We start from the raw sequence: 26,981 nt of genomic DNA on the forward strand, positions 1-26,981 counted from the left end.
ATCGCTTTTAGTCATTTGAAACATTTTGGTTACTAAAAAAATCGTTGTGAGGCTAAGCCTCACAACGATTTTTTGTATTTTCATATACGATACGACCATCCACAACTGTATAGGCAACTTGAATATGTGGTACTTTTTCTATATCTACCTCAAATATATCATCTTCGAATACGGTGAAATCAGCACTAAATCCTTCTTTTATCTTGCCTCTCGTATGCTGCTGAGCAATTATTTCAGCAGAGCCTACTGTATAGAGTCGCACAGCATCGAAGCGCGATATTTTCTCCTGTGGACCAAAACCATCGTGGCTTTCACCAAAATTTCGTCTTGTCACTGCAGCATAAATGCCATATAAAGGATTCGGTACTTCAATCGGTGCATCACTACCACCTGCTACAATTAGTCCGCGGTCTAGAAGTGATTTTAATGGATGTAGGCCTTGTGAGCGTTTCTCGCCTAACTTTACAAGCTCTGCTAAATACTCTCCTTGCACAAACTGTGGTTGCATATCTACAGCTATCGGTAATGCTGCTAACTTGTCTAAAATAGCCTCGTCAACTAAACTGCAATGAATTAATCGGTCTATTTGCCCCTCACGAGGTGGGAATGCTGCGAAAACATCTAAGATGATGTCAATTGCTAAATCACCAATTGCATGAACAGCAACTGTTTGTCCATAGCGACGTGCAAGTTGTACATACTGCTCTAATTGTGCAGTTGAATGAACAAGTATGCCATTATTGTTTGGGTCGTCACAATATGGTTCACGTAAAGCTGCCGTACGCCCGCCGAAAGCCCCATCGACAAATATTTTCATTGCGCCAAATTGTACATATGATGTTGCTTGCTCGTTTAACATAGCAACTTCCTCAAAAACTGTATGGTGTTGTAATAAGTGCACTTTAAATGATTTTTGAGTATCAACTATTTTTCGATAAGCATTTATCGGTTGACTAGGAGGTCCGAAATAGCTTAAATCTTCCGAATGACCTCCTACTAAGCCGTAAGATTGAAGCGATGCTACGGACTTTTGAAGAGCTTCTTCAATATATTCAGGCGTATAATACGGCATATGGTTAACAATTAAATATAATGCAGTATCTTTTAAAACACCTGTTAATTGACCATTTTTCTTATCAATAATGCCACCTTCTGGTGATGGTGTATCATTTGTAATTCCAGCAAATGCAAGTGCCTTAGAATTAGCTAAAATTAAATGATGGCAACTACGTTTAATGATCAGATGGGCTTCACCAAGTGCATCGAGCTCCGACAAAGTGGGGAAAATTGGCTCTGTATAGCCTGTTTCATTCATGCCAATAGCAACAACCCATTGCTCTGCAGAAGCGCCTTGCATACGGTCACGAATAATATTTAACAATTCTTCCTTACTAGTTACGTTCGAAACATCAATATGCATTAATTTTTCGCCATAGCCAATAATATGTAAATGACTATCAACAAATCCTGGGTACATCACATTTCCTTTTAAATCTCGGACCGTTGTAGCTTGAGGTAATAAGCTATCAGCGGAGCCAACCGCCAAAATTTGTCCATCTTTTTCAAGAACTGCTTCAACTGTTTCGCCCGCTCGTTCCATCGTATAAATTGTTCCACCTGTCCAAAGTGTTGCCATCAATTTTCTCCCCCTATGCTATTGCTTCGATTAAATGCGCACTTTCTAATCGTCGACGTACAATGACACCAAGCCAAGCAGCAAGGACTGCCTTCAATACGCCAACAACAATAAATGGAACAGCTCCCCCCATAAATGCTGAAGTCCATGTTAAATCAGCAACAACTTTTAACCAAACTGTACCAAACGCCAATGTCACTACCATACCGATAATGTTAGCGATGATTGCTTGTACAAAGGTAATGCCAAATTTATTTAAGTATAAACCCATTAACACAGCCGCCGCAAGGAAGCCTACAATATATCCCCCTGTTGGTCCTATGACGATACCATATCCTCCTGACATACCACTAAATACTGGAAGACCTGCTGTGCCAAGTAAAATATATACAAGTACAGATAATGTACCAAGTCTTGTACCTAAAATCGTGACAACTAAGCCAACTGCTAAAGTTTGACCTGTAATTGGAATGAGTGGTAGCGGAATCGTGACCTGTGCAAGAACTGCGATAATAGCCGCTCCGAACGCCGCTAACACATAATTGTAAGTACTACTTTTCTTCAAACGAAAATCCCCCTTTTGTTAACCTACTTTTAAAATAAGTTAACAAAAAGATAATGCAAATAAAAACAGTTGTCAATCGAATTTGACAAATTACTATAAAAAGAGACTTTTAATTTTACCAGAGGGGCTCATTAGTGGGATCTTCCTCTTGTAATTTTACTATATCAGGTAGTAATAAATAATGATAAATTACGCTACTTGCGATAAAAAATACGATACCGATAAAGAAATGATCAAATGCTTGGTTCAAAAAGACGATAAATGGTATTGGCAGATTAAGTATGGCAGATAATTGTACCGACTTTTTTGTACGATATTGCTTTTTTCTACAATGTGGACATTCCATTTGCCCATTTTTCCAATACAATTTTCGAACTTGCTTAGCAGTCCAAATTTCTCCACATTCAATACATACAGGCAAGCCATATCCTTTTTTATGCAAAATACGCTTAATAATTAATGCTATACTTACAAAAATGCTAATGAGGAGCAATCCTTTCACCCAATCAAGCTCTAATAACGTCCAAAGGCTCCATCTCTCTGTTTCTTGCTGTAAGGCTGCGCCTTGCAAAGGTCTAGTGCGTGGTTCTGTTTTTGGTGATACAAGTACACTAAAGCCAATAGCAAGCAGTGTAAACGTCGCCAGCACGATTCGATACTGCAGTTGGCTACTGCTTCTATGTTTACTTTTAGCTCTTACTTTTTGTGCAATCCGTTGCTTTTTTTCCTCCGAGAGCTTGACATGCTGTAGCTCATGTAACACGTTTTCTTTAAATTGATTCATAGCGTAGCACCTCCCAGTCATAGTCAGCGATTACTGTTGCTAGCTGCTTTCTTGCTCGTTGTAATCTCGTACGCACAGTTGCCTCAGGACAATGTACAAGCTTCGCAATGTCTACTGTTGTCATTTCCTCAAAATAATAAAGAATCAAAACCTCTCTATATTGTACGGACAAAGTAAATAAAGCTTCTACTAGCTCCTGTTTAGTCGATTTAGCGAGCATTTCTTTTTCTGGCGTAACGGTCGTTGAACGTCCAGATATTTTCTCAAACAGCGACAGCCGTTTACTTTTCCAACTACGTAAATAGTCGTGACTGCGATTGACCGTCATTTTGACCAAATATGTACGTAATGATGATTCTTGTCGAAACTGCTGTTGCTTTTGATAAAAGGCAATAAACACATCTTGGACAATATCCTCTGCTGTTGCTTCATTCTTTACATATAAGTAGGCAACCTTCAGTAGATAATCCCCGTGCTCTGCAATAATTTCTTCAATTTCCATTGCTGCCTCACCTTCTTTCTAAACTACTGACGTAAGCCAATTTATTTCCGATTCATTTTATATAAATTTTTTTCTAATACTTGCAAGCTAGTCCAACAACTACAAAAATCCGCTCCCTTTACACGAACAACACTATACCTTACGCTTGCTGGTGAGGTATTGCATTGTTCAATGTTCTACATAAAGGTCACGGATACTTACTTAATCATTTAAAGGACGTTCAATAAGTTACCTTTTTATTACTTTATTTACTATTTCCCACATTACAATATTGGTTATAGAGCGTAATTTGGTTACGTCCATTTCGTTTTGATGTATAAAGTGCACTATCAGCATAATGAATTAATTGCTCGACGCTTGTAATGTGAGCATCCTCATTCGTGCTAACACCTATACTAAATTCCAATTGCACAATATCATCATTTACAGTCAATACAAGTGAGGTTAATGTATTGTATAGATTTTGCGCTATTATGGAGATGGATTCTTCCTCTCTTAAATGGATGAGAACAATAAATTCATCACCACCAAAGCGAGCAACAATTGATTTGTACGGCTGAAAAAACTGTTGCAATGTGGTGGCTGTCATTGTTAACGCGTCATCTCCAAATAAATGACCATTTGAATCATTAATGGATTTAAAATGATCTAAATCAATCATGAGTAAAGCTAATTTCTGACCATTTGTTGCACTTTCCACCATTGCTTTTGCATGTTCATCAAAATAGCGACGATTATATATATTTGTAAGTGGGTCAATGTAGGAAGTTCTTTCAAGATGCTTCTTTTGATTGTTATATTCCATTTCGAATAATACTTGGGTATAATTCTCTCTTTGCATCTCTAATAATATATTAATATATTCCTTTTGAACGGCACTTAAAATAATTTTATTTCCTTGCTCTTCAATAAGCTTAACTAATGAATTGTAGATGGTTTGTAACAAAGATAAATCATTATTTTGCAATGCGTAGTGCTTCGATTTTTGGTACATATCAATCGCTTCGCCGATATATCCTTGTTTTTCAAATAGTAATGCTTGGGCATTGAACACCTCTAATTGCGCCTTATTATAGGGAGGGTCCTTAACCATCATTAGTAACTCCTTTATTAGAACATCCGCTTCATCATATTCCTTCAGCCAAATATGCGCAGTAGCTAAATTTGTCTTAGAGTGTATAATACTTTTATAGGGCTCATCATGTTTCGTTTCAAATTCATTGGCATAATACAAACTCTTTAATGCAAGTCTCTTTGCCTTTGCATATTTACCGAGTTCAATTTCTAAACCACTCAAATTATTATAGATTTTCCCCATGCTTTCTATATGTTGTATACGCTCTGCAATTTCTAGGCCTTTCATTAATAGCTCTTCCGCTTTTTTTAAATGTCCAAATGTTCCCCAGTAAATGGAGGCTAGAGAATAATATTGAATGATGTCAATATCATTACCATATAAAAAAGTCAGTTCTCGGTATTTATCTAATAAATTGATGGATATTTGGAGATCCCCTACTTGAAAATAGCTAATACAGCTGTAACGTAATAAATGCATTGCTTTATCATACAATGCAAGTGCATTGGCACTTTCAATAGCGGCACTACTTAACTCGATATATTCTAAATAGCGATTCGCACTATATAATTCATCTAGCGTAATCCATAGTTCTTCAAATTCTTGTAAATCCATACCGCACCCTCCTTTTTCAACCCCTACTCCCTTAATACTACATTCGCTTATAAAATATTACAATTCTTTATCCTTATTTATTTTCCAATTAATGAGTAATTTAACCTAAAGTATAGTAATATTTACGGTGAGAGCTATAACTTGATGCTGAAACCATCATGCGATGTAGCTTCAAAGCATCACAAAGGCTTCAAGAGGTACATTCTTAATGCCTATTTTTCTATTGTTTGAAGTGGAGGACAGCAACTAAGTGCCAGGCACTCAAACAATTTTGACTTTTTATCGTACTGCTAGAAGGGTTATCCGAAAAATCAAAATAAGCCGCAACAATACGCGCATGGCGATGGTTGCGGCTTACGGTTTACTGAGCGGAAAGCATAGAGGATTTTTACGTTTTTCATACTACCTACAAGTGCCAGGCACTCAAACAATTAACTGATGGTGCTTTAAAAGAGAAATGTTGCTATTCTTCAATTTTTAATAACGCTTTTAATTGGTCAGCTCTTTCTTGGCTAAGTTGTATTTCACCGTATTCTGGCGCTTGTAGCCAAAGTGAATGGCCATAGCCGTCCCAAATGTCCACTCGAACTTCATCTAAAACAAAGGAATATTTTGGTGGTCTCTCAATGTTTTTTTCTTTTACTCTCCAAGTTATTTGTTGAAGAAATTGTTTAACTTCATCCGTATTTTCAGGGCTAAGTTTTTTTGTAACAGTAGGCTCCATAATTTCTATTGCATCTACTAGGCCAAAACGTTTTACTGATCCACTCTCATCTGTCGAGCCTCCTCCTACTGACTGAACACCTACATAATCTCCTTTTTGCAAGGAAATATTACCGATGAGTGGGTACCATGTAGCGTTTTGATATTTTTCAACAATTTGTTCCTGCGTCAGATTGACAATATCCTCTGGAACAGCCCCTTCAACAAGTAAAAAGGCATTGTCTTGGATTGCAACTACAGTCCCAATATGATGAGAACCTTGACGAATATTTGAATAATATTTTAACCCTAATTCCTTCTGAAAGGCCTTTGCCTGTTCTGAAAAATGTGCATTAAAGTAGTTAAGCGCCTCTCGCGTAGCTATGTCCTTCACAATAAAACTAGGAAATGTAGGATACTTTTCCATGTAAAATGCTTTTAGCTTTTCCTCTGCTACCATCATTGGTAACATCGGCTCAATATACTTTGTAAAGTAGCCTTTTAATCCTTGTTTTTCAAAAAGCTTGGCATATTCAGGTGATTCCTGAAGCATTTGCAACTCCTCGAAGCGCTTTTTTCCTTCTGCCTCACGTTCCTCTTTTGTACTTTCGATACCAAGAGACTGCGCAAAATAATAGGAGGCTACACGTTTTTCATAGCGCTCATATGCCTCTTCCTTATTAGATTCTCTATCTGGATTAAAAGAAATGATTTTTAAAATATCTTCATAATAGGCGAGCTGGGTCTGATTAAATAATGGTGCCGACTGTTTTTTATCGCCATCTACAAGCTGTATGACGAATGCTACTAAACATAGCGTAACAATGGTAGCTATTGCTCTAAAGCGCATGGACTTTTTAGGTTTAACTTCTTGCCGCTGTAAAACACGTTGTTTAACACGTTCTTTACTCGGTAACATATCCCCTGCCATTTTAATCAGCTCTTTTTTTACGTCATTCATGTAGTAACACCTCCCATTCCTCCCCTAAATGTGGCTTTAATGCTTCACGTGCCCTTTTTAGTCTTGTTTTGACGGTATTTTCAGGTATCGCAAGCATTTGAGAAATTTCTGCAATCTTCATTTCTTCATAATAATAAAGTAGAATCGGTTCTCTATATGCTAGCGGAAGGTTTAGTATTGCGGCTCCAATTAGTGACCTTTCCTCCGCTTCAATTAATGCATCTCGCTGTCTTTTTGCTTGTGTTAGAAATAATTTTTCTTGTAAAATACATTTTTTATAATGCCAGCTTTTTAAATAATCTTTACATTTATTAATCGTCAGCGTCGATAAATAAGCACGGAGCTGTCCACGTTCCTCATATGCATGCTCTGAAAATTTGATAAACACTTCTTGTATAATATCTTCTGCTACATGTCGATTTTTAACGTAAAAATAAGCGAGACGAAGCAAGTGCTCTGCATGATCATCGATAATTCTTTCAAGAATGCCGTCCACCTCCTCCTCTTACACTATAAACGATTACCAATCGACGTCCGTTTCACATTATGTAATTTTTTTAAATTAATGCATAAAAAAAGAGAAAATCCACTTTATTTCAATAGTGGATTTTCTTATACTTAAATAAATCGTTTAACGAGCGTTTCGTATACCCCAACCATGAGCAAGCCGCCAAAGACAGGAATCAGTGAACTGAAGCTAAAATAAAATCCTTCAGCATCGTACTGTCCTAAAAATCGGAACGCAAGCCATGATATATTATATGTCTCACCAACTCCATATAAAAAACCAGTAGTAAATAAAAACAGGGCGAAGCATTTAATAAATTTTTCCTTATGCATACCGTTCACCTCACTGAACAATGGTCATTTCCTCCGCATATGCTAGTATTTCTTCCTTTGTCAATTCGGGATTTTCTGTAATGATGCTGTATTCGTAGCCATTCTCAGACCAACTAATAACAAAGAGTTCCCCTAAATCCATATATGTCCCTTTTTCTCCTCGTACTTGTATATCTTCTTCATTCGCAAGATTACCACCAAACGTTTCATAATTACTAACAACTTTAAAAACAGAGACTGAAAATGCAGGTTGCTCATCTTTTTCATATTCGAAAGAAAATTCTGGACGTTCTTCTACTTTCATATCTAGTATCGTTGATAGGGTCAACCCATTTTCTTCAGGTAGTAGTAAAAAATCACCAAGCTGTTTTTTCACCTCATCTAATGTCGTAGGTGCTGTCTGATCTAACGTATCAATTTGTTCGACTGTTGCACCCTTTGGAATTTCAAAGGCAAACAATGCATCATCTATTTTCTTATTAACTTCAAGCTTCGTATATTCTTGTTGCGTCACATTGCCTGCATTCGTCGTGATTGTTTTTAACGTCAACCATGTTTTTTTATCGATCCACACTTCAATGTCGCCTAGTAACGTATTCTTTTTTTTAGCTTTCGCCGTAATATGATAAGCATCTCTACCAGCAATTTTTTCTTCACCCGCTATTGAAATATCATGGGAGTCCTTTACAATGTTTAATAATACTTGGGCACTGTCTTTTGCCGATTTCCCCATTAATTCTTCTAGTTCTCCATTTTCAAATGTCATAATCGAAGCTTTATTTTCTTTTTTATTAAAAGTAGTAATCTGCTTACCATCATTGACTGCGATTACATGATCATCCTCGACTGTCATTTCAATTCGACGCTTACCATCCTTCATCCATTCTTTTACTGTAGCGACCCCAGCTTCATCTATATCCATAGTATATTCACCATAATAGCTTTCTAGCTCTTTTGTTTCCTGTAATGCTTGATCTATTATCTCCTGTGGCGAATAGGATGCTTCTGAATTGCAGCCAACTAAACTCATGGTCAGCAGTGCAATCATTCCTCCTACACATAATGTTTGTTTCAAGTTCATTGTTCATCTACTCCTTTGTATAGAGGTAGCCAGCAGAGCACTGCTGTACCAACACCTTGTTGTGATACCATATTTACAGTTCCACCGTGTTTTTCAATAATTTGTTTCGCTATGCTAAGACCAAGTCCTGTTCCTCGTTGTCCTGTCTTTGTTCTAGCGTTATCTGATTGATACAGTGGTTCAAATAATTGATTGATTTCTTGTTCACATACGCCAGCCCCACTGTTTTGCACAACTAAATACATTCCTTTCTTTTGGGTAAGCGCTGCATTGACAAAATCAAAACCCCAGTCAAGTTTACGATTACTAATGGCTGCTAAACCAATAGTAGTGCCCGATGTTCCAAAGTGTGTCGCATTGCTCATTAAGTTATCAATCACCCGTTGCATTTGTGAAGGATGGACAGCATATACTCCCTCTACTTCACATAACGTACGCAGCGAAAATCCTTTGCTTTGACAAAGTGGTTCATATTCCGAAAGCGCCATATCAAAAAACTCCTGCCCCTCTACTTGAACAAGTGATACATCATAGCTTGTAGATTGAAGCAATGTATACATAAGTAAATCCTCTAGCATTTCCTTCATATCCACTGCCTTAGATAAAATAACCGCACGATATTCCTCCTTCATCTGAGAAGAGAGTAAAGGGTTTTGTAAGCTTTCTGCATATGCTTGAATTGACGTTAATGGTGTTTTTAAATCATGTGAGATACTGGCAATCATCAGCTCCTTATGTTGCTGTTCTTCTTTTAAATGAGCACGTGCTGTTTCAATTTCACTTTGCATACTTAGGAAAGTGTTCGCAAGCTCCCCTATTTCATCTTTTCTTGTTGCAATAGCAGATTCTACATGTTTTCCTTTACCAAAGGCATGCATTTGTTGCATTAGCTTTTGTAATGGCCGATTCAATTTACGGTTAAGCAACAGAATTACAGTCGTATAAATTGCTAGAAATAATGTAATGATGCTAGCAATAACAAGCCATGAACGGCTCTCTACACCTTGAACCCAGTCCTTCCTCACTAATTGGATTTCATAAATCCCAACTAAATCCCCTTTTTGATAAATTGGTTCTTTGTATGTAAATGCATTATATTTTTGCTGTAATTCATACAAGTTTTTCATTATGATTTCTCTTGAAACAAACCCAGAGTTCAAAGGATTAGAAGAATAATAAACAAAACCAGATTTAGCGTACAGCGTAATAGCAAGTTGATCACTCGTCAGTACTTTCACCTGTTGCAAATCAGCATTTTTTGTATACAATGCTGGATCGTTAAGAACAGATTTTACACGATTTAGTTCAGTCCATTTTTCCATATACTCTGCAAAGCTTTTATCATGGTAATATGCATTAATCCACATGAATAAACCATATGCCCCGCCAATTGGTACAATCATGACAATGAAAAACATGATGAGAAGCCAAGATTTAATTTTCATAACGGATCTCCAATGAAGCGGTAGCCCTTGCCCCAAACTGTTTGAATATAACGTGGGGTTTTAACAGGATCCTGTAGTTTTTCTCGTAGTGCTTTAATATGGACTGTTACTGTATGTGTTTCATCAACGCTTGCTTGCTGCCAAATATGCTGATATAGTTCTTCTTTAGAAAATGTTTGACCAGGATTTTTTGCCAGTAGTTTTAACAGTGCAAACTCCTTATGTGTTAAGGTTAGTTCTTTATTTTGAAGTGTCGTTATTTCTTTTTGCCAATCAATTGTTAAACCAAAAGCAAATGTAGCAACATGTTCCGTAACTTCTATTTTCTTATAGCGTTGCCAACGACGAAGATGTGAGGCAACACGTGCCTTTAATTCTGCCAAACTAAAAGGTTTCGCTAAGTAATCATCAGCACCTTGTAAACCCTCAACCTTATCAGCTTCGTCTTTACGAGCGCTCATCATTAGTATTGGTACATCACTTTCCCAACGAATATTTTGGCAAACGGTAAGTCCGTCCATTTCAGGTAGCATCCAATCGACTAATACTAAATCAAATGGTTGTGCTTGAAAATCTGCTAGCCCCTCTAAACCTGTTGTAGCCCACGTGACTACATATCCTTCTTGTACTAGCGTATCTTTAACTATGCGTCCTATTGCGGGATCATCCTCAATTAGTAATAGCTTTTCACTCATCTGTTTTCCCCCTGTAGTTACCTTACTATGGATTCATTCATTTCCTCTGAACTTTATACTTTCTTTATAATTACGATAGTTGGACTTTCCTGTATTAACAAGGGCAAATCAAAAAGAAAACAAAAAAAGAATGCACATTAATTGTGCATTCCTGACTGTAGACAAACTCAAAGAGTTAAACTACTGCCATAGATTTCCTCTACGGGCAGCCCTTTCCGCGGTCGCACGTGTAAGCCGCAACCCTCGCTAACTCGCAGTTTGTTGTGTCTTTTCATTTTGTGCTGTTCAAAGCAGGATTCGCCGCTCTCTGCTCAAATCAACCGAACAAGTGAATAGAGTAATTCCATTATAATTCAAAAAAATGACAAAAGGCATCAAGTTCAACTTTTTGAGCCTTTTGTCAACATTATGGAAGCACGTAATTCGTACATTCCTTCAATCTATTTTAGAAAAATAAGCTTAAGATAAAGTATATTGTAGCAGCCATAACTGCTGAGATAGGCATTGTGATTACCCATGTCGTCACAATTTTACGTGCCATACCCCATTTAACTCCTTTAACACGATGTGCAGTACCTACACCCATAATGGAAGATGAAATAACGTGTGTTGTCGATACAGGTAAATGGATTAACGTCGCACCGAAAATAATCGAAGCAGATGCTAAGTCCGCTGCTACACCATTGACTGGGCGGATTTTCATAATTTTACCACCCACCGTTTTAATAATTTTGTAACCACCTACCGATGTCCCAAGACCCATCGCACATGCAGCTGCAAAACGTACCCAGAATGGAATATCATCCCCTTGGTGCAAGCCACCCGCGATTAATGCAAGTGTAATAATCCCCATTGCCTTTTGCGCATCGTTCGTACCATGCGTAAATGACTGTAATGCCGCTGTACCGATTTGTACTGTACGGAATCCTTTATTTGTACGATATAAATTCATATCTTTAAAGATTACTTTAAATAGTGACATCATTAAAAAACCAGCAGCAAATGCTAGTAAAGGTGAGAAAATAAGTGCTTGAAGTATTTTAATGAAACCTTCGTAATTTAGGATATCAAAGCCTGCTGCTGCAATTGCTGCTCCAGCTACCGAACCTATTAATGTATGAGAGGAACTAGATGGTATTCCGAAATACCAGGTTAATAAATTCCATGTAATCGCTGAAAGTAATGCCGCTAAAATAACAACTGAGCCAGTAATATCACCGTCATAAGTATTTAAGGTGAAAGGGTCAACAATATCTTTCGTTAACGCCTTCGCAACGCCAACAAACGTAATTGCTCCGACAAAGTTCATTACCGCAGCCATGTAAACGGCCGTGCGAGGCTTTAATGCACGTGTTGATACAGATGTTGCAATCGCATTGGCTGTATCATGGAAGCCGTTAATAAAGTCGAATATAAGAGCGAACATAACGACTAATATTGTTATCAGTAATATCGTATCCATTAATTAGTACACTCCATCTTACGCATTTCGCATGATTATTGTTTCAATTGTATTTGCTACTGTTTGGCAGCAATCCGCAATATCTTCAAATTGTTCGTAAATATCTTTGAATACGATGATGCGCATTGGATCTTTTTCTTGAATAAATAATTGCTTCATAGAAGAACGGAAAATTTCATCACATTCACGCTCATAATCTTTAATTTGAATTGCATGTTTACGCATTTCAACAAGCTTTTTACTATTTAACAATTCCATTGCTTGTACCATTTCATCTGTACTTTTCGCAATGTAAGTAAGGAATTGACGCATCGGCTCTGTTACTTCTGTTAAGTTATACATATTAAAATGAGCAATACAGCCTTCCATCCCATCAATTACATCATCTAATTTATTTGCTAGTGCTAAAATATCTTCACGTTCAATCGGTGTCATAAATGATTTATTAAGCATTACAATTAGCTCATGAATTAATTTGTCACCGCTTGTTTCATATTCTTTCATTGTATCGGCAATTTCTTTCAATGCATCAATATTATCTTGAATACGCGCATTATGAGCGTAGTAAATGCCTTCTTTCACATTTTGAGAGATTTTTAATAATGCTTGGAAAAATGGATCTTGCTTACTTGAGTTGAACATTATGTTCCTCCTGTTGATTAAATATTGTCGATTGCTGCAACTATCATAACAAAACCTTTACATAATTCTACATAACTTTAAAGATAAATAAATTGAATTTACAATAATGTAATATAAAAATCGCCACATTTCATTTCAGCATACTTTAATAAGTTACAAACGTTGGAAATCTTCTAACAAAAACACAGTTTTTGCTGTGAAATGTAACATTTTTTCTTTTGTTTTTATAAAAATACTTGAAAAAATTTTTTTCTTTCTATTTTTTAATGTAAAGGAATTGTAAAGGCTTTTTTCACTAAAATAACAAACACCATTGTTATTTTTAGCCATTCACAGTACGCTTATAAGAAAGCGACGATTTATAAAAGGATGTGTATTACTTTATATGGATATTGATTTACTCTCACTCGGAACATTATTAGTTTTTGGTTTTATTGCATCCTTTTTGAATGCTATTGTTGGTGGTGGCGGATTAATTTCTTTACCAGCGTTAATGGCAGTTGGCTTACCTCCAAGCACAGCAATTGCAACAAACAAACTTGCGAATACCATAAGTAATGGAACAAGCATGCTCACATTTTTGAGAGCAGGTAAAGTAGATTTTAAAAAGATCGGAAAAACCTTGCCCTTTATTTTTATTGGCTCACTAATTGGCGCTTATACCGTGCACCTCGTGTCTCCCTCAATTTTAAAGCCACTTATGCTTGTTATGCTCGTACTTGTAGCAACTTATACAATTTTTAAAAAAGATTGGGGACAAAAACCTACTCAACGCATTTTAAGTACTGCAAAGAAACTTGGGTTTCTTTGTGCTTTTGCGGTAATCGGCTTTTATGACGGATTTTTTGGTCCAGGAACTGGCTCTTTTTTCATATTCATATTATTAATGATGGGTAATGACTTCTTACAAGCAGCAGGCAATGCAAAAGCATTTAATTTCACATCGAATTTAGCAGCCCTTGCAATGTTTTTAGTATTAGGACAGGTTAATTTTTTGTACGGTTTACCAATGGGCTTCGTGATGATTTTCGGGGCCATTTTAGGTTCAAAATTTGCGTTAACACGCGGTACGAAAATAATGCGTATTATTTTTGTTATGATGACTTGTATCTTAATTGTGAAAAATGCATGGGATTATTTCGGCTCTCATTAATTAGAAGGTAGCGATATTGATCGCTACCTTTTTAGTTGATTGAATTTTCAATCAATTGACAATAATCGTTAGCGTGCTATAATACTTTTGGGCTTCACCGCATTGAAGCGCAAAAGTAATGTTTAGGAGGATTCATATGTTTCGAATTGAAGCAAAAAGTAACCCTCGATTTATTGAGGCTTGCTTCATTACACTTTTAATTATTGCCACAATGGCAATTAGTATCGGCTATTTAAAGGCAACGCCCCATATTCCTATTGTTCTAGTCATTTCGATTTTAATTGCCTATGGACTGATTAAAAAAGTACCGTTTCGTGAGCTTGAATCTGGGATGATTGCAGGTGCTAGTGCTGGTTTAGGCGCTGTTTTTATTTTCTTCTTTATCGGTATTTTAATTTCCAGTTGGATTATGGGTGGTACCATCCCAACACTCATCTACTACGGCTTTTTAACGGTTTCACCTAGCTTTTTCTTTGCAATTGTTTTTCTAATTTGTAGCATCGTCGGTGTATCTGTTGGTAGTTCACTAACAACAGTCGCAACAGTTGGTGTTGCCTTTATGGGAATCGCTGGTGCAATGGATATTTCATTAGCAATAACTGCTGGTGCAATCGTTTCGGGTGCCTTTTTTGGCGATAAAATGTCACCACTCTCCGATACGACTAATCTAGCATCTGGTACGGTAGGTGTAGATCTATTTGAGCATATTAAAAATATGGGTTGGACGACAATTCCCGCCTTTATCATCTCATTTGTACTGTATGCCTTGTTATCTCCATCTAGCGCCAATACTTCTTTTGAAACGGTCGAACAATTTAAAGTAGGGTTACTATCAACGGGCCTTATTCATTGGTATACATTGCTACCAATCGTTGTACTTGTCATCATGACATTATATAAGGCTCCTGCACTTATTACACTTGCAGTTGTTTCGATCGTTGGTGTTGGACTTGCTTACATTCAAGAACCACTTGCACTTTCCCATGTATTCGAAATGCTTTTTAATGGTTATGTATCCAATACTGGAAATGAGGAAGTAGATGCCCTGCTGACGCGTGGTGGCATGAATAGTATGCTATTTACGATTGCGCTCGTTTTACTAGCATTAACAATGGGTGGACTTCTATTTACGCTCGGGATTATTCAAAGTATTTTAGCAAAAGTAGAAAGTTTATTTACAAGTGCAGGCTCAGTTATTACTGGTGCTGCGCTTACTGGGATTGGTGTCAACACATTAATCGGCGAGCAATATTTATCTATTTTGCTTACAGGAGAGGCTTTTAAAGCTCAGTTTGCAAAGGTCGGACTTGCACCCAAAAATTTATCACGTGTGATGGAGGATGCTGGTACTGTTGTTAATCCGCTTGTGCCTTGGAGCGTGTGCGGAATTTTTATCGCAAGTGTACTAGATATATCAACGACAACTTACCTTCCATTCACCTTCTTCTGTTTACTTGGTCCAATTTTAACAGTACTATTTGGCTGGAGTGGCAAAACGTTAACAAAGCTTGAAAAACTAGATTAGCATAAAAAATCTGCTAGCAGTCTACGTAATTACATCGTAGATTACTTGCAGATTTTTTCTATTTCTATGATTCCAAAGTGGAATCAAAACAGTGAATTTTTTGCATTTCCTCACAATAAATAGCTTTGTTATGCTAATGCAAAGGAGTTGGAATAACAATGACAATAAAATGGAATGCAAATCTATACGATCAAAAGCATGACTTTGTTTCAAAATTGGGGGAAAGCTTAGTGAACTTACTTGCACCCCAAAAACATGAACGTATTTTAGATGTTGGCTGTGGAACTGGCGATTTAGCAAATGAAATTGCTCAATTTAATGCGGTCGTTTTAGGAATTGATGCCTCAAATGAAATGATTCAAAGCGCACAACAAAAATTCCCGGCACTTTCGTTCGAAATAAAGGATGCTGCTTTGATGGACTACACATATCAGTTTGACGCAGTATTTTCCAATGCTGCTCTGCATTGGATGAAACAACAAGACAAGGTCATCGAAAACATTTACCGTGCACTGAAACCACATGGACGTTTCGTTGCAGAAATGGGCGGTAAAGAGAATATTGCTTCAATTGTGGGGGCACTTCGAAAAAGTATGGAGGAGCTTCAGCTTCCTTTTGAGGAGCAATATTTCCCTTGGTATTTTCCTACTGCTGAGGAATATCGAACTATGCTAGAAAATGCGGGATTTACAGTTCAAATGATTACTTTATATGAACGTCCGACCCCTCTTCAAGGCGACGATGGTCTACGCAATTGGTTAGTCATGTTTAGCAATAACGTTCTTCAGCAGTTAAGTGCAGATGAAAAGGAGCTAGTTTACACTAAATGTGAAGAATTGTTAAAGCCAAGCCAATATCAAGACAAGCAATGGATTGCCGATTATTGGCGATTACGTTTTTTTGTGACAAAGGGCTAAAAGATATCAAAAAAGTGTTAGAATAACTGCAGTCATTCTAACACTTTTTCTCATTGTCTCCGCCTCTTATTACGAACGAGGCCATAACATGACCATGACCCCTACTATACAAATGCCAGCACCGATTAAATCTAACATATCTGGCTTTTGCTTATCTATTCCCCAGCCCCACAATACGGAAAGCACAATAAAGACGCCTCCATACGCTGCATAGACTCTACCGAAAGTTGGGAATGATTGAAAGGTTGCAACAACGCCATATAATGCTAATGCAATCCCTCCAAAAATACCCCAATAAAATGGTTTACCTTCCCTTAACCAAAGCCAAATTAAATAACCCCCTCCAATTTCACCAATTCCTGCTACGATAAATAATATAATAGCGTAAATCATGTTTTCCCACTTTCTTCTTATTCTTATTTAAATTACTGCTATGCTGCTTATGCTTGTCCCTACATTCAACTTTCCTTCCTCATATATTAAAGCCCCAATATGTAATCGTATCCGTTACACCTATGATAATTAAAATTATACCTGCTACGATTTGTATCCCTCTTCCCATTTTCATGCTTTTTTTCATAATAAGACTTTTTGTATCAAACACAAGGATAAGTGTCAGCATTAAGATTAATGGAACTGAGGTCGCAATGCCGAAAATCGCTGGCAAAATAAAGCCATACGAAGTTGTAACGACTGTCGGCATAAGCCAAACGAAAAATAGCACAAACATCGTTGGACAGAAAGCAATGGCAAAACAAGCACCCATTATAAAGGAACCAAACTTTCCTTCTTTCAATATAAGTGGGATACGTGTTGACAGTTGATGCAGCCATTTTAATTTTAAGATGCCAATTAGGACAAAACCGGTCAACAACATGATTGGCCCTTGCGCCTTTCTGAAGATTGGAAAATAGCTAGTCATTGTCGTTTCAAATGATTGACCAAATAGCCAAGCCAATAATCCGATTAGACTATACACAACGACTTTACCGATAATAAAAAATATTACTTCCCCAAAATTATTTTTCACTTGAATGGAGCGATTACCATAGAAAGTAATAGCACTCATATTGCCAGTTAATTGACAAGGTGCAAGGGCGCCAACTAACCCTAAAAGTAATGCTATAATTAGTGGGGAATGTTCATAGGAGTTTAAAAATAAAGTAATTGGACCGCTAACGAAGCGACTAATTTCTGACATCAAACTATACATGTTTCTATCACCTTCAATCCTAGTAATGGACCGCTGAACTATTTGTTTTTATAAATGTCATAACAAACAGCCAAAAAAGCTTCAATATCTGCAGTTACATATTTACATAAAAAATAAGTATTTGAAACAATATGTGAAAACTCTTTTACTGAATAACTATGAAGTAATTGCTCCTGATAGGTAGCTTCAATTACACTTTTCGGTAAAAAAGCAATACCTAAGCCTTGCTTCACAAAGTTTTTTATGACTTCGGTTTGATTAACCTGCATACTTTTATAGCTCGGTAATTGTTGTAGTACTTGCTGGACCTCTTGCCAATATGGCGCATATTCGTGGATTAAAATCGTTTCTTGCTGTAAAAGTGTCATTGGGTCGGTAAATTTTTTGCCTATCGGTACGATCAGTTGGAGTGGCTCTTCGGCAAGCATTTCCATATGGATAGCTCGTGTGGACGTCAATTTCGAGATACCTATATCGACAGCTCCTGCATATACCGCTTCTCCGATTTCATTGGATTTTAACAGTTCTATTGAGAGCTGAATTGTAGGTTTTTGCTTGTGAAAATAATCAATTATGGCTGGTAATGTAGAATTCGCAATTTGCGGCGCTACGCCAATTGTTAATTTTGAAGTAAAACCACTTTTCAAAGATTGTGTACTATGTAATGCCTCATCAACGGTTGCCACTATTTTTTGGGCTTGCTGTAAAAAGTGTGCCCCGATGTAATTTAATTTTACATGTTTTGTTTGCCGTTCAAAAAGCGGTGTTTGTAATTCCTTTTCTAAATGCTGAATATGTTTCGATACTGTCGATTGTGTAATAAAACATCTTTCTGCCGTCTCACGAAAATTTTCGGTTTTCGCTGCCACGATAAACGTCCGTAACCATTCTGTTTCCATAGACAAAGCCTCTTTTAGTTTTTCATTCATTATAACGAAATTATAGTATAACTTGAAACCTTTCAATCTATATAGGTTATTATTGCGACTAAAAAGGACAAAGGAGCACCTTAACATGTAAGGCACTCTCCTTTTGAATTCGATTATATGCAATTATTTTAAAAAGTGCTTCAATGCATCGATTTGTTGCATAGCTTGCTCGTAGCCCATGTCGTAATTTTTACGCATTTGCTCCATATCTTTCTCAAAGCTGTTGAGTGCTTGTGTTGGGCGGAATATAAACGCTTTTCCTTGAGCCTCCAACTTTTCACAATACTCAAGAGAAGCATTATAATGATCTGCACGTTTTTGCATGCTTTTCACCAAATTAGGATAACGTTTTGCTAGTAGTTTCATAGCCCACTTGCTTTGGCGATCCATTTGTTTACGGTAGCCTTTAGGTCTTGTTAACACAAGTACATGCTTTTTAAATCCATTTTCGACACCGTGCATTATTGGAATTGGCTCCGCTAAACCGCCATCGTAATAGGGTGTATTATTTAGTTTGATTTCCGGGAATAGAATAGGTATAGCACAAGTTGCACGCAACATCATACATTGACGATCCATTTCTCCTGCATCCATATATTCAACTTGCCCTGTTGCTGCATTCGTTACGCCAAAAAGTAATTTCCCGTCATATTGCTTGTACGTATCCCAGTCAAAAATATCTAGCTCATTTGGAATAACATTATAAGCAAAGTCTAAGCCAAACAAGCTCTTTTCCTTAAGGAAATTTTTCCAGCCCATATAACGCTTATCATGACGGTAATCCATTAATACACGTAAAGATCGTTCCTTTTGCTGTGACACATAGGAGCAAGCATTGATTGCGCCTGCTGATATGGCTACAACATAAGGCATCATAATGTCATGCTCTAAAAAAGCATCCAATACACCGGATGTAAACAATGTACGAAACGTTCCACCCTCTAATATTAAACTTGAATCCTCCACATTTACTTGTAGCATGCCATCACTCTTTCACTCTATATTCTCTTTTAGTTTACCGTAATCAATGCTAACTTTCTTAATTTTTTTCATCAATTATAAAGTTATGATTTTTTATCGAAATAATATGCGGTGTGCCCGCTCTTTGATAACCGAGCTTTTCAAGTGTTATTTCTAGTCCATGCAAATTAGTAAATATTACAGGTGTAATGATTGAAGGAACTTGATCTTTAATATGTGGTAGATCTACCTTTAATAATACCTCGCCACGTTGTATCCTTTGACCTTCTGTCACACGAATGTCAAATCCTTCTCCTTCTAGTTTTACCGTGTCTAATCCAACATGAATTAATAGTTCCACACCCGTGTCGGATAATAAGCCGATAGCATGCTTTGCCATAGAAACCATCACTACCTGACCGTCAACTGGCGCATAAACTGTACCATCTTTCGGGTAAATCCCAAATCCTGAACCCATAATGCCAGTTGAAAATGCTTTATCTGGTACTTCAGCTAATGGTATTAATTCTCCGGATATGGGCATATCAAAATCGTTTAGTAAAATGAATGGATTATTATCTGTCGACTCAGCTATTGGTTCTGCTTTTCGAATGCTTTCGTTTGTTGGGGTAGGATTATCCTTCTTCAGTTGTTCCTTCATTGCCTCAGCTAGAAACTCTACAGATGGCCCGATTATCACTTGGACATTTGTATTGCTTATACATAAAACACCCCGAGCACCTCTTTGCTTGAGCTTTTTTTCATCCACCTTATTTATATTATCCACTAATAGACGAAGACGCGTTGTGCAGTAATCAATCTGTTTAATATTTTCTTTTCCACCTAATGCTTCTATAGTCTGGAAAGCGCGTAAATCTAAATCATCGGTTATAGTAGAGTTCCCTGTTATTTCATCTTCATCATTATCTTCACGTCCAGGTGTTTGCAAGTCGAATTTTTTTATTATGAAATAGAATATTGCGAAGTAGAAAGTCCCAAAACCTAATCCGAGTGGAATTAACAATAACGGTTTATCTGCTAAACCAAAGTTTAATAAATAATCGATTAAGCCTGCTGAGAAACCGAAGCCATCACGAAAGCCAACAATGTAGGAAATGGCAAGTGAGAGCCCTGTTAATACAGCGTGGATTGCGTAGAGTATTGGGGATAAAAACATAAATGAAAATTCAATTGGCTCTGTAACGCCAGTTAAAAATGCTGTTAAAGCGATCGATAAAAGCATACCGCCAACAGCTGCACGCTTTTCTTTTTTGGCTGCAAAGTACATTGCAAGGCAAACCGCTGGTAAACCAAACATCATAATGGGGAAGAAACCCGCTTGGAAATGTCCAGCTGATGGATCACCCGCTAAAAAGCGATGGATATCTCCTTTTACTAACTCGCCTGCGGTATTAGTAAATTCACCAAAATCAAACCATATCACGGTATTCACTACATGGTGTAAGCCAACTGGAATTAATAGTCGATTTAAGAAACCATACATACCTACTCCAAGCGAACCTGCGCCGATAAGCCAATTCCCTACTGCATCAATACCACCTTGAATTGGCCCCCATACTATCGCTAATATACTAGCTACAACCGCCATAGTCATTGATGTTACGATAGGGACAAATCGCCGCCCCCCGAAGAACGATAACCATTCTGGAAACTTAACATTATAAAATCTATTATAAAGTAAACCTGCTGTTATACCTGCAATAATACCACCAAATACTCCCATGTTTAATGCCTCATTTAGAGCCGCTAATACAGCAACGAGTACAAGATGGGCAATGGCGCCAGCTAATGCAGCACCTCCACTACTATCATGTGCAAAGCCCATCGCAATACCGATTGCAAAAATAATAGGTAAGTTGCCCAAAATTGCATTACCCGATGCAGCCATTATGATAGCAATATATTGTAGAACTTCATGTTGCACTGCTCCAAGCATATCTCCAGAGCCTAAACGTAAAAGTAATGCAGCAGCTGGTAAAGTAGCAATTGGAAACATTAATGACTTACCTATTTTTTGTAAAAAAGCAAACATAATTTAGCCTCCTTTGGTATAGTTGTCTAGACCATTAAAAATTTGAGTAAGTTACAATAATTATATTTCCATGCTAATAAAAAATAAATATTTCATCGACAAAAATTGATCTTTTACGACGATATTTTATTTAACTAGTAGCATAATTGCAACGCTTTCTATTTATAAAAAGAAGGAAAGGCTCTTCACTATGTCGCTAAAAGGCACCAAGGCTCTTGATGCCTTCCAAGTGTCAGGCACTTTTTTTGAAATTTAGAGAGGTGCTTTTAATTAATGATAAATATCGAATGGAATATGTTTACATAAAGCGGTATTATGAAGGGAAAGAAGTGGATAAGTATAGGGAAGCCAAAAGGAGTTTTCGAAAATCTTCTGGAGACATCGGAATATAGGAAACTAAATAATAAATATTAGACACAAGGAGTTAAAGAATGGAAAGTAAAATTAAATTTTATGAAAGTGAATTTCAGAAATTCCAACCGTCAAAACACTTTATTTCACGAATTCAAGAAATGGAAAATAAGAGTAGTTATGGCGCTAAACTTGCCTTGAAATGGACGGAGATTTTAAATCAAATACTAATCAATGAAACTTACCCAGTAGTGCATCCGATTGGTCAAGAGACATTTTCATTATACGCAGAGTTCCCAACAGGGGTGTTTGAATATGCTTTAGATATAGATGGTGCTTGTACCCTCATAAAAGAAAACAATTTGAAACCAGTCAAGGTTATTCCATCGAGCATTATTCATTCCGTTGACTACGGTAACATAAATAAAGATCCAAACAAAATAAAGCCAAATCATAAAAATCCTGTAATGATACTTCAAAGTCAATATTTAACTGATAATAAACCTTATTGTATCAATGGCAACCATCGCTTATTTGAAGCTTATCGAAATAACGATAAACAACTAGAAATTTTTGTATTTAAAGATTTAGAATTTTCTCCTTTCTTTTATGATAATCTAAGCAAAGCTACTTATTTTATTGAGATTGATTATACAAATGTAGTTAGTAATAAAAGAGATTTTATACACAATAAGAATGGTGCTTTCGCATATGAATTATAGATAATATTGTTTGTAGTTATTCAATAACCGAATGCGATAATTGAAAACGCAGAGGATACTAAAACCTCTGCGTTTTCTTGTGCAATTTACTCTGAAAATAGGACATTCAAATTGCTATTTTACTTGTGAATTAACATTTTCTACTTCATAACCGAACCACTTACTAGTAAATGGCTCTTCCTTGTTATTTATGCCATTTTGCCGACAACTTTTACTTTTAATCTTGTTGCGTTTTCTGGATGATAAGCAAGTGGCGTTTCTTCCACTTCTACTAATTCAATTGTCTCAGCAAGAGCTCCGGCTAATACCGCTTGCTTCACTGCTTTATTTTGTGCATCTTGCAATGATTCTTCACGTGGTTCTTTAGCATAAATATAAATCTGTTCATATTGCCCACTAATTTGAGCAATTGATGCACCAATTGCATTGGCAACACTACCATGTTCATTTTTAATAATTTTAGCTACCCCTCGTAACGATTCAGGTACAATAATACTACCCCCGCCAACTAAAACAAGTTGGACATCTTCTGATGAAGTTTTCATTTTATCAATGGCTTGCTCAAGTAACGACGCCATTTCTTTTTGTACGTCTTTGGCAAATGCTTCATCAAGATGAGCTACTAAACTACAATCTCCTACATCTGCAAGACCTAAACGAACAGCAATATCTGTTGTTGTCAATGTGTCGCCTCCAAAGACCAGTGCCTCTTGGCTAATTTTATAGCCTACACTATCAGGGCCAACCGTAATCTTGCCATCATTGACACGAACGATACTACCTCCGCCTAGTCCAACTGAAATAATATCTGGCATTCTAAAGTTCGTACGAATGTCCCCTACTTCTACAGCGACAGACGATTCTCTTGGGAAACCATCTTGTAGGACACCAATATCAGAAGTTGTTCCGCCAACATCCAACACCATCGTATTTTTAATTTGTGACAAATATGATGCACCACGAATACTGTTCGTCGGTCCACAAGCAATTGTTAAAATTGGGAACTGTTTTGCATAATCAATTGACATCAACGTTCCATCATTTTGACATAAATACACTTCCGCATTAAAAATCCCTTCTGTTTGCAATGCATGAACGAAGCCTTGTGTCGTTGTTTCAATTACTTTGCAAAGTGCTGCATTTAAAATTGTTGCATTTTCACGTTCAATTAACCCAACTGACCCAATCAATGAAGAACAAGAAATTGGAAACTCTTCACCGTAAACTTGTTGAATAATATCACGGACTTTCAATTCTTGATCATTTTTGATAGAAGAGAAGACCCCAACGATGGCTATTGACTCTACTTGGTGTCGCCAGCCCTCTAATAGCGATTGAATTTCATCTTCGTCAAGCTGTCCTAATACTTGCCCATCATATTCGTAACCACCATGCACTAAAGCATAATTGCCTGATAGGTTTTCAACCATATCTTTCGGCCAAGCAGTGTATGGCAATACTGATGCAGTTGCAGGATAGCCAAGGCGAATGACCCCTACTTTAGCGAGTTTTTTACGCTCTACAATAGCGTTCGTACATTGTGTTGTACCTAACATCGCATGGCTAATTTGTGTTTTATCGATTGCTAAGTCTTGCAGTAAATGTCGTAAAGACGTTTCAATCCCTGTTTTAATATCTAAGCTTGTTGGTGATTTTACACTATGAATAAGCTTATTATTGTTATCTAAAAGGATGGCATCTGTATTTGTTCCACCTACGTCAATTCCGATTTTATACATGCTCAGCTACCTCCTTTTTCATGATTTCTTCGATAGGCTCATAATCATAATCATAGCCAAAGTATTTTGGACCAGCTGTTTCTATCCCTTTTGCCGTACGCCATTTTTCATTAGCAGGCAGGCCAATAACACGTACACGCTTACCATATTTTAAACTTTCTGTTGTCACAGGTAATAGTGTTTCATAATCTACTAAACAAATTAAATCTGGAGTCATCGCAACGACTTGCTCATTTTTTTCTGCTAGTAGATTTTCATTTTGGAAATGGACTTTCATCTGTTCATCTTTATTGGCATCAATGCCTTCAAGATTCATTTTCCCAAGGTTAAAGCCACCCTTCGTTTCTCGAATGACATCAACAATTTTACCTTGGAATAATTCGAAGCCTGAAACGAGGTTTAGCAATTCTTGTAGCTTGTCATTTACTTCTTTATTTTTGGACGCAATGATTTCCCCAATTTTTTCAGAAAGTGTGATGATGTGATGCACGCCACTTTTCTTCATTTGTGCACCAGTTGTAGGATATAAGCTTACTAAAGCACTTGCGCCCATTTCTACTGTCGCTGTACGAGCTAAACGCTCTGTCCATTTATTATCAATTGTTTCAAAAATACCAATATTTCCTTTTTCATCGGTAATCGCCATTGGTGTTGCTGAAATACCATCTAAATGGAATGTCACCATCTGCAATTCTGGGAAGGCACGACCCATGCCATCACAATCAATAAGGGGTAAACCAAGTTGTGCAGCTACTACAATCGGAATCATCGAGTTTACACCACCGGCTTCCATTGGATACGTACCTGCAATTTGCTCCTTTCCTAAATACTGAGCAAGCTTTTGGAAAACTTTCACAAATTCATCGCCACGTGGGAACTTCTCGACTAAAACAGAAGGTGCTCCCATCATTGCAGCGGGAATAAAAAAGTCCTCATCTGCTATTTCATCTACTGAATACAATTTGACAGGCCCGTTTTTTTCAATAGCAGAAAGAGCCATAAGCTTTCCAATGTACGGATCTCCGCCTCCGCCAGTGCCTAAAAATGCTGCGCCAATCGCAATGTTTTCAATTGCTTCTTTATCTAAATATCTCATCTATTTTCCTCCAATATTATCGATTTTTGGACAGTTATCCGATGCCCTATATAATAAATAACAAATGAAATGACAATCCCGATTAAAGGCTGGTTAGGTATTTGAGGTAATTCAGGGAATAAGGATAAAACAACAGGAGCACTGGCAATAATTGCACCAGCTAGCCATGAAAATACACCTAAACGATTGACCCCTTCTACCTCATGCCAACTATTTTTATCACCTTTATTCATAAACCAATATGAAGCAATCATTACGCCAGCAACTGGAGGAATCATTGCTGATAATATTGACATAATCGGTGTAAAGTAATTGAGTATCCCTACTACAGCCAATAATGTCCCAACTGTTCCAGCAATACCTATTGCCACTTTTTCTTTTTCCTTAGAAACGTTAAAGACATTAATAAGAGCGATTCCTCCTGAAATGGCATTGACCAAATTCGTTTTCCATGTCGCTAAAATTAACGCCACACCACCAATAAATGGTGTTGCAATATTTAAAAAGACAGCCGTAATATCACTTGTTTGATAAGCGATTGTTAACACAGCCCCTACGCCAATCATTAAAATACCAGCAGGGATGATGCCGAAGGTAGCTGCTTTAAAAACATCTGCTCGTTTTTTTGAAAATTGCGAATAGTCCCCTGCTATTACTGCTCCTAAAGCAAACGAGCCAATCGTTACAGCTAATCCATCCATAAAGCTCATCGTTTGTTTCGGTTTGTAGTCCAAAATGATTTGTAGATGATCTCCCGTCAATGTTTGTACTAAACCAAATACACAAATTACAACTAATAAAGGTACTGCAATATAACTTAATACACGTAGTACTTTCATTCCATAAATCGCTGAAATCACCATGACCAACCCACTAAGGAAAGAAGCGAATGGCGTTGGTACATTCACATTAAAATGCGCTAATAAATTTGCTAACGCTACCCCACAAACATTGGCCTGAATACCAAACCAGCCCAAGCAAGCGATGGCTAATATAATAGACAAAATCGTGCGAGATCCTGTTTTACCAAATACATGTCCTGCGATATGGACGGTCGGCTTACCTAAGTCACTGCTTTGCATACCTTGCAAAACCATGATAATAACAACAATCGTATAGCCAACTAGTGCTACGGCAAGTGCCATTGGTAAACTCATACTCGAAATAAGCGCGTTCCCTACTAGTAAACTCGGGATACAAATCATCGCACCAGCCCAAATAATACCTAAACTATACCAGGACTGTTCATTGCCTTCGTTTCTCATAATACTCCCTCCTTATACTTCCTTGTTTCTTGAATGAATCTAATTATAAGAGA

Annotated in this window: 25 protein-coding genes; 4 read left to right on the forward strand and 21 right to left on the reverse strand. The window is 37.1% G+C overall.

The window, feature by feature from the left end; translation table 11 throughout:
- Window positions 1-52: 52 nt before the first annotated feature.
- From ACIP9C_RS00245 to ACIP9C_RS00305, 13 genes are all read right to left on the reverse strand, one after another.
- Window positions 53-1,636, reverse strand: coding sequence for an amidohydrolase (locus ACIP9C_RS00245; RefSeq protein ID WP_401007497.1), 1,584 nt, complete (start codon window positions 1,634-1,636; stop codon window positions 53-55).
- Between the two features lie 13 nt (window positions 1,637-1,649).
- On the reverse strand, window positions 1,650-2,201 hold the full coding sequence (locus tag ACIP9C_RS00250; protein WP_401007499.1) for a biotin transporter BioY: 552 nt from the start codon (window positions 2,199-2,201) through the stop codon (window positions 1,650-1,652).
- A 115-nt stretch (window positions 2,202-2,316) separates the two neighbouring features.
- On the reverse strand, window positions 2,317-2,985 hold the full coding sequence (locus ACIP9C_RS00255; RefSeq protein ID WP_401007501.1) for a TIGR04104 family putative zinc finger protein: 669 nt from the start codon (window positions 2,983-2,985) through the stop codon (window positions 2,317-2,319).
- Complete coding sequence (locus ACIP9C_RS00260; protein WP_401007503.1) at window positions 2,972-3,487, reverse strand: RNA polymerase sigma factor; 516 nt, start codon at window positions 3,485-3,487, stop codon at window positions 2,972-2,974. The genes ACIP9C_RS00255 and ACIP9C_RS00260 overlap by 14 nt, the downstream gene beginning before the upstream one ends.
- Before the next feature lie 244 nt (window positions 3,488-3,731).
- The gene (locus tag ACIP9C_RS00265) at window positions 3,732-5,177 is read right to left on the reverse strand and encodes a tetratricopeptide repeat-containing diguanylate cyclase (RefSeq protein ID WP_401007504.1); all 1,446 of its coding nucleotides are present in this window, start codon (window positions 5,175-5,177) and stop codon (window positions 3,732-3,734) included.
- Window positions 5,178-5,640: 463 nt separating this feature from the next.
- Window positions 5,641-6,840, reverse strand: a complete 1,200-nt coding sequence (locus ACIP9C_RS00270; protein ID WP_401007506.1) for a hypothetical protein — start codon at window positions 6,838-6,840, stop codon at window positions 5,641-5,643.
- A complete protein-coding gene (locus ACIP9C_RS00275) occupies window positions 6,833-7,336 on the reverse strand; it encodes a sigma-70 family RNA polymerase sigma factor (RefSeq protein WP_401007508.1) in 504 nt (167 codons plus the stop codon). Before ACIP9C_RS00275 ends, ACIP9C_RS00270 begins: the two co-directional genes overlap by 8 nt.
- A 122-nt stretch (window positions 7,337-7,458) precedes the next feature.
- Window positions 7,459-7,680, reverse strand: a complete 222-nt coding sequence (locus ACIP9C_RS00280) for a hypothetical protein (RefSeq protein WP_401007510.1) — start codon at window positions 7,678-7,680, stop codon at window positions 7,459-7,461.
- Between the two features lie 10 nt (window positions 7,681-7,690).
- Complete coding sequence (locus ACIP9C_RS00285) at window positions 7,691-8,761, reverse strand: LolA family protein (RefSeq protein ID WP_401007511.1); 1,071 nt, start codon at window positions 8,759-8,761, stop codon at window positions 7,691-7,693.
- Window positions 8,758-10,206, reverse strand: coding sequence for a HAMP domain-containing sensor histidine kinase (locus ACIP9C_RS00290; RefSeq protein WP_401007513.1), 1,449 nt, complete (start codon window positions 10,204-10,206; stop codon window positions 8,758-8,760). The genes ACIP9C_RS00285 and ACIP9C_RS00290 overlap by 4 nt, the downstream gene beginning before the upstream one ends.
- Window positions 10,203-10,901, reverse strand: coding sequence for a response regulator transcription factor (locus ACIP9C_RS00295; RefSeq protein WP_401007516.1), 699 nt, complete (start codon window positions 10,899-10,901; stop codon window positions 10,203-10,205). The genes ACIP9C_RS00290 and ACIP9C_RS00295 overlap by 4 nt, the downstream gene beginning before the upstream one ends.
- A 445-nt stretch (window positions 10,902-11,346) precedes the next feature.
- A complete protein-coding gene (locus ACIP9C_RS00300; protein ID WP_401007518.1) occupies window positions 11,347-12,363 on the reverse strand; it encodes an inorganic phosphate transporter in 1,017 nt (338 codons plus the stop codon).
- Window positions 12,364-12,381: 18 nt separating this feature from the next.
- Window positions 12,382-13,005 (reverse strand): DUF47 domain-containing protein, encoded by a 624-nt coding sequence (locus ACIP9C_RS00305; RefSeq protein ID WP_401007521.1) that lies wholly within the window; start codon window positions 13,003-13,005, stop codon window positions 12,382-12,384.
- Window positions 13,006-13,390: 385 nt separating this feature from the next.
- Here ACIP9C_RS00305 and ACIP9C_RS00310 point away from each other — a divergent pair, with 385 nt between their 5' ends.
- From ACIP9C_RS00310 to ACIP9C_RS00320, 3 genes are all read left to right on the forward strand, one after another.
- Window positions 13,391-14,158 (forward strand): sulfite exporter TauE/SafE family protein, encoded by a 768-nt coding sequence (locus ACIP9C_RS00310; RefSeq protein ID WP_401007523.1) that lies wholly within the window; start codon window positions 13,391-13,393, stop codon window positions 14,156-14,158.
- A gap of 136 nt (window positions 14,159-14,294) precedes the next feature.
- Window positions 14,295-15,683, forward strand: a complete 1,389-nt coding sequence (nhaC, locus tag ACIP9C_RS00315) for a Na+/H+ antiporter NhaC (RefSeq protein ID WP_401007526.1) — start codon at window positions 14,295-14,297, stop codon at window positions 15,681-15,683.
- Between the two features lie 158 nt (window positions 15,684-15,841).
- The gene (locus tag ACIP9C_RS00320) at window positions 15,842-16,600 is read left to right on the forward strand and encodes a class I SAM-dependent methyltransferase (protein WP_401007527.1); all 759 of its coding nucleotides are present in this window, start codon (window positions 15,842-15,844) and stop codon (window positions 16,598-16,600) included.
- Between the two features lie 69 nt (window positions 16,601-16,669).
- On the opposite strand, the gene ACIP9C_RS00325 is transcribed toward ACIP9C_RS00320, so the two are convergent.
- The 5 genes from ACIP9C_RS00325 to nagE all read right to left on the reverse strand — a co-directional run bounded on the left by ACIP9C_RS00325 (window position 16,670) and on the right by nagE (window position 21,755).
- Entirely contained in the window at window positions 16,670-16,993 is a 324-nt protein-coding gene (locus ACIP9C_RS00325; RefSeq protein WP_172771240.1) for a YnfA family protein, read from the reverse strand.
- 79 nt (window positions 16,994-17,072) lie between these two features.
- Window positions 17,073-17,813, reverse strand: coding sequence for an urease accessory protein UreH domain-containing protein (locus tag ACIP9C_RS00330; RefSeq protein ID WP_401007530.1), 741 nt, complete (start codon window positions 17,811-17,813; stop codon window positions 17,073-17,075).
- A 38-nt stretch (window positions 17,814-17,851) separates the two neighbouring features.
- Entirely contained in the window at window positions 17,852-18,712 is an 861-nt protein-coding gene (locus tag ACIP9C_RS00335) for a LysR family transcriptional regulator (RefSeq protein WP_401007532.1), read from the reverse strand.
- Window positions 18,713-18,865: 153 nt separating this feature from the next.
- The gene (locus tag ACIP9C_RS00340; protein ID WP_401007534.1) at window positions 18,866-19,723 is read right to left on the reverse strand and encodes a patatin-like phospholipase family protein; all 858 of its coding nucleotides are present in this window, start codon (window positions 19,721-19,723) and stop codon (window positions 18,866-18,868) included.
- A 58-nt stretch (window positions 19,724-19,781) separates the two neighbouring features.
- Window positions 19,782-21,755, reverse strand: a complete 1,974-nt coding sequence (nagE, locus tag ACIP9C_RS00345; RefSeq protein WP_401007536.1) for an N-acetylglucosamine-specific PTS transporter subunit IIBC — start codon at window positions 21,753-21,755, stop codon at window positions 19,782-19,784.
- 431 nt (window positions 21,756-22,186) lie between these two features.
- Between nagE and ACIP9C_RS00350 the strand changes: the two genes are divergently transcribed.
- Complete coding sequence (locus ACIP9C_RS00350; protein WP_401007539.1) at window positions 22,187-22,828, forward strand: hypothetical protein; 642 nt, start codon at window positions 22,187-22,189, stop codon at window positions 22,826-22,828.
- Window positions 22,829-23,016: 188 nt separating this feature from the next.
- On the opposite strand, the gene ACIP9C_RS00355 is transcribed toward ACIP9C_RS00350, so the two are convergent.
- From ACIP9C_RS00355 to ACIP9C_RS00365, 3 genes are read right to left on the reverse strand one after another with little or no spacing between them, the layout of a single operon-like run.
- Window positions 23,017-24,567 (reverse strand): hydantoinase/oxoprolinase N-terminal domain-containing protein, encoded by a 1,551-nt coding sequence (locus ACIP9C_RS00355; RefSeq protein ID WP_401007542.1) that lies wholly within the window; start codon window positions 24,565-24,567, stop codon window positions 23,017-23,019.
- Window positions 24,560-25,663, reverse strand: coding sequence for an S-methyl thiohydantoin desulfurase family protein (locus tag ACIP9C_RS00360; RefSeq protein WP_401007544.1), 1,104 nt, complete (start codon window positions 25,661-25,663; stop codon window positions 24,560-24,562). Before ACIP9C_RS00360 ends, ACIP9C_RS00355 begins: the two co-directional genes overlap by 8 nt.
- Window positions 25,660-26,928, reverse strand: coding sequence for a cytosine permease (locus ACIP9C_RS00365; protein ID WP_401007547.1), 1,269 nt, complete (start codon window positions 26,926-26,928; stop codon window positions 25,660-25,662). The genes ACIP9C_RS00360 and ACIP9C_RS00365 overlap by 4 nt, the downstream gene beginning before the upstream one ends.
- Window positions 26,929-26,981 lie beyond the last annotated feature (53 nt).

This window comes from Lysinibacillus sp. NPDC093210, assembly GCF_044753985.1.
Taxonomy (GTDB): Bacteria; Bacillota; Bacilli; order Bacillales_A; family Planococcaceae; genus Lysinibacillus.